This is a genomic window from Herbiconiux sp. FW305-C-125 (assembly GCF_058783455.1).
The window spans coordinates 189,507-198,614 of the sequence record NZ_JBYSYO010000007.1; the positions used below are offsets into that span (position 1 = coordinate 189,507).

Consider the following 9,108-nt stretch of genomic DNA (forward strand, 5'->3'; position numbering starts at 1 on the left):
CCTTTGCGCGACGACCGGACAGTAGAGGACATGAGCTCTGACGACACCGACACCAGCAACGCACCCGAACCCTCGCGGGGCAGGCGGCGCACGATCCTCGTGGTACTGGCCGCCCTCGTGGGCCTGGTCGCCATTGGAACCGCGGCGTTCGCGCTGACCGGCGGATCGATCGTCGGGCCGGGCGCGCCGGCGACCACCGCCGCATCCGTCGAGACCGCGAGCTCGACACCCTCGCCGTCCACGACGCCGTCCACGACGCCGTCGCAGCCGCCCGCCCCGACCGCCCCTGTGGTGCGCGTGCCGGCGAGCTGCGACGAACTGCTGCCCCAGTCGGTCGCCGAGTCGATCGCCGGTGGCGCGCTCGTGCCGGTCACCGAATCGGAGCACACGGCCAGCCCGATGTCGTTCGTCGGCGAACGGGTGGGCGAACTGGCCTGCTCGTTCAGCGAGACCGGCGGCTCGGTCTACGACGGCGCGGCCTACTCGGTGGGCGTGACGATCGTTCCGGGTGTCTCGGACGAAGCGTTCGAGCAGACCGTGCAGCGCGAGGGTATCTTCGTGGGCACGCCCGAACCCACCATCGGGCCGGACAGCTATTCGGCGTGCGTGCCGGCACCCGGCACGAGGCCCAACTCCTGCAGCTTCATCGCCCACGTCGGCAGCTACGGGATCAGCCTCAGCAGCGCCTTCGCGACCACCGTCACCGATCAGCAGATGGCCGAGACACGTGCGCGCTTCGTCGATCTGCGCGCAACGACCGAGACCCTGGGCACGCCCGGGCCGCTCTGGCAGCCCGTCGGCCAGGGGCTCAGCGGGGCGTCGACCTGCGACGAGCTGGCCGACCCGGCCGAGCTGGCCGCAGCGCTCGGCATCGCGAGGGTGGAGCAGTACAAGTCGGTCGAGGGCGAGCACAACGGGTCGCCCTTCTTCGCCGACGAGCAGGTGGGCGCCTACTACTGCAGCTGGACCGACGCCGATACCACGGGCGCGACGGGAGCGTCCATCGCCGTACTCCCCGGCGGAGCCGCATACCGCGAGGCGGGCCTCGCGGCCGACCCCGATCTCGTCTGGACGCCGGCGCCCGACTACCCCGGCGAGGCGGCCATCGCCTCCGTGGGCGACGGTGTCTCCGAGGTCTCGGTCGCGATCGACGGCGGCTGGCTGACGGTCACCGCGCCCACCGACACCCTCCGCGCGGTCACGGACCTCGCCCTCGCCGCCCAGGGTGTGGCGCTCGACTGATCATTCCTCGCTTTTCGCTCTCTCGCTGCTAGCATTGCCAGCAGACCGAAGGGGACGAGATGGCCACCATCACCGTGCGAGATCTCGACGAATCGACCCGAGCCAAGCTGCGCATCCGGGCTGCCCGCAACGGGAGATCGATGGAGGCAGAAGTGCGCGAAATACTGAAGGTCGCCGTGGCGGCACAACCCTCAGACGGCACCGGGCTCGGTAGCCGGCTGCATGCGATGTTCGCCGACATGGGTGGCGCCGACGATCTGTTCGCCCAGATCGAACCTCGAATGCCCGACGATCCACGACTGCTCGATGAGGTGGAGCGTCGGGGTGCCTCCTCGTGATCATCCTCGACACGAACGTGCTGTCAGAGGTCACGAGCAGCCGCCCATCTGTTCGAGTGACCGCATGGGTCGACTCTCAGTTCGACGAGATGTTCATCACCGCTATCACAGTGGGCGAATTGAGCTACGGCATCGCCAAATTGCCACCAAGTAGGCGACGCCGGCAATTCGCCGACCAGCTTGCTCGCATCCTCACCCAGCATTTCAGCGAGCGCATCCTGCCGTTCGATGAAGCGGCGGCGCTGGAGTTCGGGCCGATCGTCGCCGACCGCAAGGCTCGGGGCAGACCGGTGAGCACGCTTGACGCCCAGATCGCCGCAATCGCCGTTGCAAATGATGCCGTCGTTGCGACTCGTGATGCTCGAGGGCTCGATCATCCGGGGCTCGTCGTCGTGAATCCGTGGGAGGCGTGAGCGGCCGAGCCGCGCGGATGGGGTTGAATGGGGGCGTGAAGGTTACGGTTCTGGCGGGGGGCGTCGGCGGGGCACGATTCTTGCGGGGGCTCCGAACCCATCTGCGGTCGCGGTACCCCAACGGCGACGGGGGGTCGACCGCCGAGATCACCGCCGTCGTCAACACCGGCGACGATATGTGGCTCACCGGGCTGCGGGTGTGCCCCGACCTCGACTCGATCATGTACACCCTCGGCGGCGCCAACGACGACGAGCGCGGCTGGGGCCGTACGGGCGAGAGCGAGCGGGTGAGCGCCGAGCTCACCGCCTACGGCATCGGCTGGCCCTGGTTCACCCTCGGCGACCTCGACCTCGGCACCCACATCGCCCGCTCCAGCTTCTTGCGCGACGGCCTCACCCTCACCGAGGCGACGGCGCGGCTCGCCGAGCGCTGGAACCCCGGCGCGCGACTGTTGCCGATGAGCGACCAGCCGGTCGAGACGCACGTCGACATCATGGTCGACGGCCGCCGCAAGATCGTGCACTTCGAGGAGTGGTGGGTGAAGTACCGCGCGACCGTCCCGGCGCAGCGCTTCATCCAGGTGGGGGTCGACACGGCGAAGCCCACCCGCGAGGTGCTGCACGCCATCGAGCAGGCCGACGTCATCCTGCTCGCCCCCTCGAACCCGGTGGTCTCCATCGGCACCATCCTCGGGGTCAACGGAGTTCGCTCGGCGCTCCGAGCGTCCCGCGCCCCCATCGTGGGCGTCTCCCCCATCATCGCCGGGGCCGCCGTGCGCGGCATGGCCGATGCCTGCCTCACCGCGATCGGCGTCGAGACCACAGCGGCCGCGGTCGCCAAGAACTACGGCTCTCGTCAGCGCTCCGGGTCCGGCCTCCTCGACGCCTGGCTCGTCGACGAGACGGATGCGGCGAGCGCCCCCGTGCTCGATGCGGCGGGCATCCGAACCTCGGTCGTACCCCTGTGGATGCGCGACACTACCACGAGCGCCCAGCTCGCCGCCGACGCCCTGGCGGCAGCCGTCCGCTGAGCCGGCCGGCGATCGCGCGGCAGCGGGCCCGCCCCTAGGGCGTCAGCACGAAGATGCAGAACGGATGCCCGGCCGGGTCGGCGAGGATCGAGATCGGCTCCTCGGGGTCGTCGAGGTCATCGCGAAGGATGGTCGCGCCGAGCCCGAGCGCCCGCTCGCGTTGCTGCAGCAGAGCGTCACGATCCGGCACCGAGAAGTCGAGGTGCAGCTGCTGCGGGCGCGGCCCCTCCGGCCAGGTCGCCGCCGGAAGCGCTGCCACCTGCTGGAACGCCAGCAGACGCCGCCCGTCGGCGCCGAGAAGCACCAGCCAGTCCTGCCCCCGCGTGTCGGGTGATCCGTCGGTGGGCACCTCGTCGCCGGGTCGGTACTCGAGCCCGAGCAGCTCGCGGTAGAACTCGGCGAGTTCGCGCGCGTTCTCGGTGTCGAGCACGACTTGCCGGAAGGCGGGGAAATCGGTGGCTGCGATCATGCCACCCATCGTGCCCCCGCTACCCGCGGAGCGCCAGCAGCCCGGCGTAGGCCGCCATCGACACGAGGTACAGCGCCACCACGATCGCGTAACCCGCGACGTGCGTGCGCGCCGGCACGCCCCGCTTCACCCACCAGCCGAACCGCCGGAACGCCCACGGCACGAGCAACCAGCCGAGCAGCTGCGTCGACACCACGTTGCCGATGAACAGCGACAGCCAGAACGGCAACCCCGACAACAGCGTGTCGCCGATGAAGTAGCCCCAGAGGAAGACGATCGGGTAGAGCATCAGCAACACGATCAGGTTGCTCTTGAAGATCGGGTCGGGCGCCGCCGCCGAGCCGCCGCCCGCCCAGAAGCCGAAGCCGTAGCTCGCCCGGGTCAGGGTGAGCTGCTCGTTGTAGTCGCGGCCGGCGTCGAGCAACGCCTTGCGTTCGGGTGACTCGAGCCACTTCTCGAGGTGCTCCGGGGTATCGAAGCTCAAGGCCACCACCCAGTCGTCCTGCACCCCGGGGATGGGCCGCTCGATCTTGTGGCCGAGAAACCCGTCGAAGCGCGACTCCGCCGCCGAGATCTGCCGCTGCCAGTCGAGGTACGCCGCCTCGTCGGCCTCCGGCACCCGGCTCGCGATCAGCACGGATGCGGCTTCGGCCGGCCGCTCGGTGTCCTCCGTGAACAGGTGCACGTCGTCGTTGCCGATGAAGTGGTCCTTCACCTCGTCGAGGAGGGCCAGCCGGTCGGCGCTCTGCAGCCAGCCACGGGCCGACTCGACGTCACGGAAGCGCTGCACGATCACCCAGTCGACCTGCAGCGGCGGGTCGGGCCGGATCACGCGCCGGTCGAGGAAGCCGGGCCACTGTTCGATGCGGCGGCCCACCTTCTCCTGCCAGGTGGCGTACTCCGCGTAACTCTCCTCCGCCAGACGCCGGTGCACCACCAGGGCGACCGTCATGCGCTACGCCTTCTTGTAGGCGCGTTCGCCCGCGACCCAGGTCTCGTCGACCGCACGCTCGTCGCTCACCATCATGATGCCGAAGAGCAGATCCGAGGCCGCCTCGAGCGTGAGCTCGCCGCCGTCGTGCAGCAGGCTCTGATGCCAGGCGGTCGCGGGCGGCCCCGCGGTCCAGTCCAGCGCCACGAAGTCGGCCTCCTTGCCGATGTCGAAGGTGCCCACGAGGTCGTCGATGTAGAGCGACTCGGCGCCGCCCTTGGTGACGGAGTAGAACGCCCGGAAGGGCGAGAGCTTGTTGCGCTCGGACTCCGCCAGATCCATCTCGCTCGGGATGATGCTGCCGTCGAGGATGGTGTTGTTGAGCATCCCGACCTTATAGGCGTCCTCCAGCGAGTTGAGCAGGCTGAACCGGTTGCCGCCGCCCATGTCGGTGCCGAAGGAGAGCAGCACGCGGTGCTCGGGGTCGGTCGCCTTGCCGAGCCGGAAGAGTCCCGAGCCCAGGTACAGGTTCGACGACGGGCAGAACGCCACCGCGGCACCCGAATCCGAGAAGCGCCGGAACTCGTCGTTGGAGAGCCAGACCCCGTGACCGCCGGTGAACTTCGGGCCCACGAGGTCGTACTTCTCGTAGACGCCGAGGTAGTCGTGGCAGTCGTCGTGCAGCGCCAGCACACCGTGGATCTCGGCCGGGTTCTCCGAGATGTGGGTGTTGATCCAGAGGTCCGGATGCTCCTGCTTCAGCCGCCGGCAGGCGGCGAGCAGCTCGTTCGAGGCGCCGAACCCGAACCGTGGGGTGATGGCGTAGAGGTTGCGGCCCACCCCGTGGAACTTCTCGATCAGCGTCTTCGAGTCCTCGTAGAACTGCTCGGGCGTGTTGGCGAAGTAGTCGGGAACGTGCCGGTCGATTCCCGTGAGGCCGCCGATCATCCGCATGTTGCGGCGCGTCGCCTCCTCGAAGAACACCTCGTTACAGGTGAGGTTGCCGGTGGTGAAGGTCTGCGCCGTGGTGGTGCCGGAGGCGAGCAGGTTGTCGAAGAAGTGCTTCGTGCCCTCCTCGGCGTAGGCACGGTCGGCGTACTTGTGCTCCTCGGGGAACACCCACTTCTGCAGCCAGGGCAGCAGCTGCTCGCCGTAGGCGCCGAGCACACGGGTCTGCGGCAGGTGGATGTGCCCGTCGATGAACCCGGGCAGGATCAGGCGGTCGCGGATCTCGGTGATCGGGGCATCCGGATGCCGCGGCGCGACCTCGGCGTACGGGCCGAAGTCGACGATCGTCCCGTCGTCGATGACGAGCAGACCGTCGGTGTGGAAACGCACCGCTTCTTCTTCGTGACCGACGTGCTTCCACGGGTCGTCGAAGAAATCCAGAAACGTGCCGCGTACAGCTTTCTCAGCCAAGTCGAACCCCATTCTTCGTTGGGGCAATAGTGGCACAGTGCGCTGTCCCGAATCGGGCCACGACCCTAACTGGGGGTAGGCTCGTTCCATTCTGGTTCTGGGTCTGGCTTTGGGCCCTGCTCTCTTGTTATCTCATCCGATACGTCGAGGTCGTCGCCCATGCCTGAAGATCTGCCCGTCCCCACCGTTCGCCCCACCGGCCGCAAGGCCGACGCCCAGCCGGTCGTGCAGGCGTTCGTGCCGAACGCATCCGCCATCCGCCGGGCGCTGAAACGCGCCGACGAGGGGGTGGCGCTGAACGCCACCGAGGCCGAGACGTTGCTGCACGCCCGCGGCGACGACCTCGAGCGCCTGCTCACCGCCGCCTCGCGGGTGCGGGACGCCGGGCTCGAGATCGCGGGCCGGCCGGGGGTCATCACCTACTCGCGCAAGGTGTTCATCCCGCTCACCCACCTCTGCCGCGACCGCTGCCACTACTGCACCTTCGTGCAGACGCCCGGCGCGCTCGCCAAGCAGGGCAAGGCACCGTTCCTCTCCCCCGACGAGGTGCTCGCGATCGCCCGGGAGGGCGCCGCGCTCGGCTGCAAGGAAGCGCTGTTCACCCTCGGCGACCGCCCCGAAGACCGCTGGCCGGCCGCCCGCGAGTGGCTGGATGCGCACGGCTACGACTCCACCATCGCCTACCTCCGCGCCATGGCCATCCGGGTGCTCGAGGAGACGGGCCTCCTCCCCCACCTGAACCCGGGCGTCATGACCTGGGAGGAGATCCAGCGGCTCAAGCCCGTCGCGCCCTCGATGGGCATGATGCTCGAGACCACCTCGGTGCGGCTCTGGGCCGAGAAGGGCAACGCCCACTTCGGTTCGCCCGACAAAGATCCGGCGCTGCGCCTGCGCGTGCTCGAAGACGCGGGCCGCTCGAACGTGCCGTTCACCACCGGCCTCCTGCTCGGCATCGGCGAGAACTACGAGGAGCGGGTCGACGGCATGTTCGCCATCCGCTCGGCCGCGCGCCGGCACGGGCACGTTCAGGAGGTGATCATTCAGAACTTCCGCGCGAAGCCCGCCACCGCCATGATGGGGGCGTCCGATCTCGAAACGCAGGAGTACGTGGCGTCGGTCGCCGTGGCGCGGCTCGTGCTGGGGCCGAAGGCCCGCATCCAGGCGCCGCCGAACCTCACGGATGCGCGCGAGCTGTCGTTGCTCGTACGCGCCGGCATCGACGACTGGGGCGGGGTCTCGCCGCTCACGCCCGACCACGTCAACCCCGAGCGGCCGTGGCCGCACATCGACGACCTGGCGCGGCTGACTGCTGACGCCGGATTCACGCTGCGCGAGCGGCTCACCGCGCACCCCCACTACGTGCGGGCCGAGGAGCCGTGGATCGACCCTCGGGTGCTCCCGCACGTGCGCGCGCTGGCCGACACCGACGGTCTGGCCGTCGAAGGGCGTGTGCCGGAGGGCCTGCCGTGGCAGGAGCCCGAGTGGGGCACTGCCGGCTCGGGCCGCGTCGAGCTGCACACCGAGATCGACACGATCGGGCGCACCGGCGACCGGCGCAGCGACTTCGAGGACGTCTACGGCGACTGGAGCGAGCTGCGCGAGCACGTCGGGGCGAACGCCGGGAGCTCGGTGCGGGCATCCGGAGACCCGGCGGTGCGGGCGGCGTTGCTGCGGGCATCCGTCGACCCGGCAGGGTTGTCCGACGACGACTACCTGACCCTGCTCGGCGCCGACGGGCCCGACCTCGACGCGCTCGCGTCGCTCGCCGACGAGGTGCGCCGCGCAACCGTCGGCGACGAGGTGGGCTACGTCGTGAACCGCAACATCAACTTCACCAACGTCTGCTACACCGGCTGCCGGTTCTGCGCCTTCGCGCAGCGCCGCAACGACGCGGATGCGTACACCCTGTCGATGGAGCAGGTCGGCGACCGCGTCGACGAGGCCTGGTCGATCGGCGCGACCGAGATCTGCATGCAGGGCGGCATCCACCCCGACCTGCCGGGCACGGCGTACTTCGACCTGGCGCGCACGGTGAAGGCGCGGCAGCCCGACATCCACCTGCACGCGTTCTCGCCGATGGAGATCGTGAACGGAGCCGCGCGCACTGGGCTGTCGTTCCGCGACTTCCTGGTGGCCGCTCGGGAGGCAGGGCTCGACACGATCCCCGGCACGGCCGCCGAGATCCTCGACGACGACGTGCGCTGGGTGCTCACGAAGGGCAAACTTCCCGCGGCGCAGTGGATCGAGATCGTGACCACGGCGCACCAGGTCGGCCTGCGCTCGTCGTCGACCATGATGTACGGGCACGTCGACAACCCCACGCACTGGGTGGGGCACCTGCGCACGCTCTCGCGCATCCAGGACGAGACAGGCGGATTCACGGAGTTCGTACTGCTGCCCTTCATCCACATGAACTCCCCCGTCTACCTCGCGGGCGTGGCGCGGCCGGGGCCGACGGTGCAGGAGAACCGGGCCATCCACGCGGTGGCGCGGCTGATGCTGCACGGGCGCATCGACCACGTGCAGACCTCGTGGGTGAAACTCGGCAACGGCGGCACCGCGCAGATGCTGCAGGGCGGCGCCGACGACCTCGGCGGCACGCTGATGGAAGAGACGATCAGCCGCATGGCCGGCGCCGACAACGGCTCCGAGAAGACGGTCGACGAGTTGGAGGCGCTCATCCGCTCGATCGGGCGGGTGCCCGTGCAACGCACCACCACCTACGGGCGGCCCAGCGCCGAGCGTGTGGCGGTGGCGCGGGAGTTCGCGTCGCGCGGGTTCGCGGCCACGGGGAAGTCGCTGCGGTTGCTGCCGATGGCGTGAGGGGTACCCACCGCCACTTTTCGGGCTCGCCCGGCCTTCGGCTGGGCGGGCCCTTATTGCTCGCGCCGCCGCTACTGCGGCGCGAGGCGACATGTGAGCGTTCGGTCGCTTCGCGGCCGAGCGCTCACCCTGGGTCGTCCAGGCGCGGCCCGCGGCCTGAGCTCTCGTGCCCTACGTCGTGGGCTGGATCGAGTCTCCATTTGTTGTCGGAATTGGATGCGTCGTTTCGGCAACGGGTGGGGACTCGGTGTGGGTGGGTCAGGGGGTGGGGAGCTCGATGCGGTAGGGGGCGGCGGGGGTGCGGGTGACGGTGGTGGTGCGGTAGTCGGGGATGCGCGGGAGGTTCTCGGTGGCGGGGCCGTCGTGAGCCTGTCAAGTTGTTTGTGTAAGCGGTCATCGGCAGTTGGTTGTTAGAGGTAGGGCTCGATGCGGTCGGGGAATG

The 9,108-nt window shown here is 69.5% G+C and carries 8 protein-coding genes; 5 read left to right on the top strand and 3 right to left on the bottom strand.

The genetic code is table 11. The features are described from left to right. Positions 1-30: 30 nt before the first annotated feature. The 4 genes from AC3WLB_RS17580 to cofD are packed head-to-tail and all read left to right on the top strand — an operon-like array spanning position 31 to position 3,024. Complete coding sequence (locus tag AC3WLB_RS17580) at positions 31-1,242, top strand: hypothetical protein (RefSeq protein WP_492508175.1); 1,212 nt, start codon at positions 31-33, stop codon at positions 1,240-1,242. A gap of 59 nt (positions 1,243-1,301) precedes the next feature. Continuing rightward, entirely contained in the window at positions 1,302-1,580 is a 279-nt protein-coding gene (locus AC3WLB_RS17585) for a FitA-like ribbon-helix-helix domain-containing protein (RefSeq protein ID WP_492508177.1), read from the top strand. Beyond that, positions 1,577-1,993 (top strand): type II toxin-antitoxin system VapC family toxin, encoded by a 417-nt coding sequence (locus AC3WLB_RS17590; RefSeq protein ID WP_492508179.1) that lies wholly within the window; start codon positions 1,577-1,579, stop codon positions 1,991-1,993. Before AC3WLB_RS17585 ends, AC3WLB_RS17590 begins: the two co-directional genes overlap by 4 nt. Positions 1,994-2,028: 35 nt before the next feature. Then, on the top strand, positions 2,029-3,024 hold the full coding sequence (cofD, locus tag AC3WLB_RS17595; RefSeq protein WP_492508181.1) for a 2-phospho-L-lactate transferase: 996 nt from the start codon (positions 2,029-2,031) through the stop codon (positions 3,022-3,024). Positions 3,025-3,058: 34 nt separating this feature from the next. Here the strand turns inward: cofD and AC3WLB_RS17600 are convergent, their stop codons facing one another. Genes AC3WLB_RS17600 through guaD form a run of 3 tightly spaced genes read right to left on the bottom strand, consistent with a single transcriptional unit; the run spans position 3,059 to position 5,843 of the window. Then, positions 3,059-3,493, bottom strand: coding sequence for a VOC family protein (locus tag AC3WLB_RS17600; protein ID WP_492508183.1), 435 nt, complete (start codon positions 3,491-3,493; stop codon positions 3,059-3,061). A gap of 19 nt (positions 3,494-3,512) precedes the next feature. Continuing rightward, the gene (locus AC3WLB_RS17605) at positions 3,513-4,445 is read right to left on the bottom strand and encodes a hypothetical protein (protein ID WP_492508185.1); all 933 of its coding nucleotides are present in this window, start codon (positions 4,443-4,445) and stop codon (positions 3,513-3,515) included. A gap of 3 nt (positions 4,446-4,448) precedes the next feature. Further along, positions 4,449-5,843 carry a guanine deaminase gene (guaD, locus tag AC3WLB_RS17610; RefSeq protein ID WP_492508187.1) on the bottom strand — a complete coding sequence of 465 codons (1,395 nt, stop codon included), beginning with the start codon at positions 5,841-5,843 and terminating at the stop codon, positions 4,449-4,451. A gap of 159 nt (positions 5,844-6,002) precedes the next feature. Between guaD and AC3WLB_RS17615 the strand changes: the two genes are divergently transcribed. Then, positions 6,003-8,666 (top strand): bifunctional FO biosynthesis protein CofGH, encoded by a 2,664-nt coding sequence (locus AC3WLB_RS17615; protein WP_492508189.1) that lies wholly within the window; start codon positions 6,003-6,005, stop codon positions 8,664-8,666. Positions 8,667-9,108: the final 442 nt, after the last annotated feature.

Coding starts and splice junctions, on each gene's coding strand:
- AC3WLB_RS17585 (WP_492508177.1), top strand. CDS start 1,302: ATGGCCACCATCACCGTGCGAGATCTCGACGAATCGACCCGAGCCAAG.
- AC3WLB_RS17615 (WP_492508189.1), top strand. CDS start 6,003: ATGCCTGAAGATCTGCCCGTCCCCACCGTTCGCCCCACCGGCCGCAAG.
- AC3WLB_RS17600 (WP_492508183.1), bottom strand. CDS start 3,493: ATGATCGCAGCCACCGATTTCCCCGCCTTCCGGCAAGTCGTGCTCGAC.
- AC3WLB_RS17580 (WP_492508175.1), top strand. CDS start 31: ATGAGCTCTGACGACACCGACACCAGCAACGCACCCGAACCCTCGCGG.
- AC3WLB_RS17605 (WP_492508185.1), bottom strand. CDS start 4,445: ATGACGGTCGCCCTGGTGGTGCACCGGCGTCTGGCGGAGGAGAGTTAC.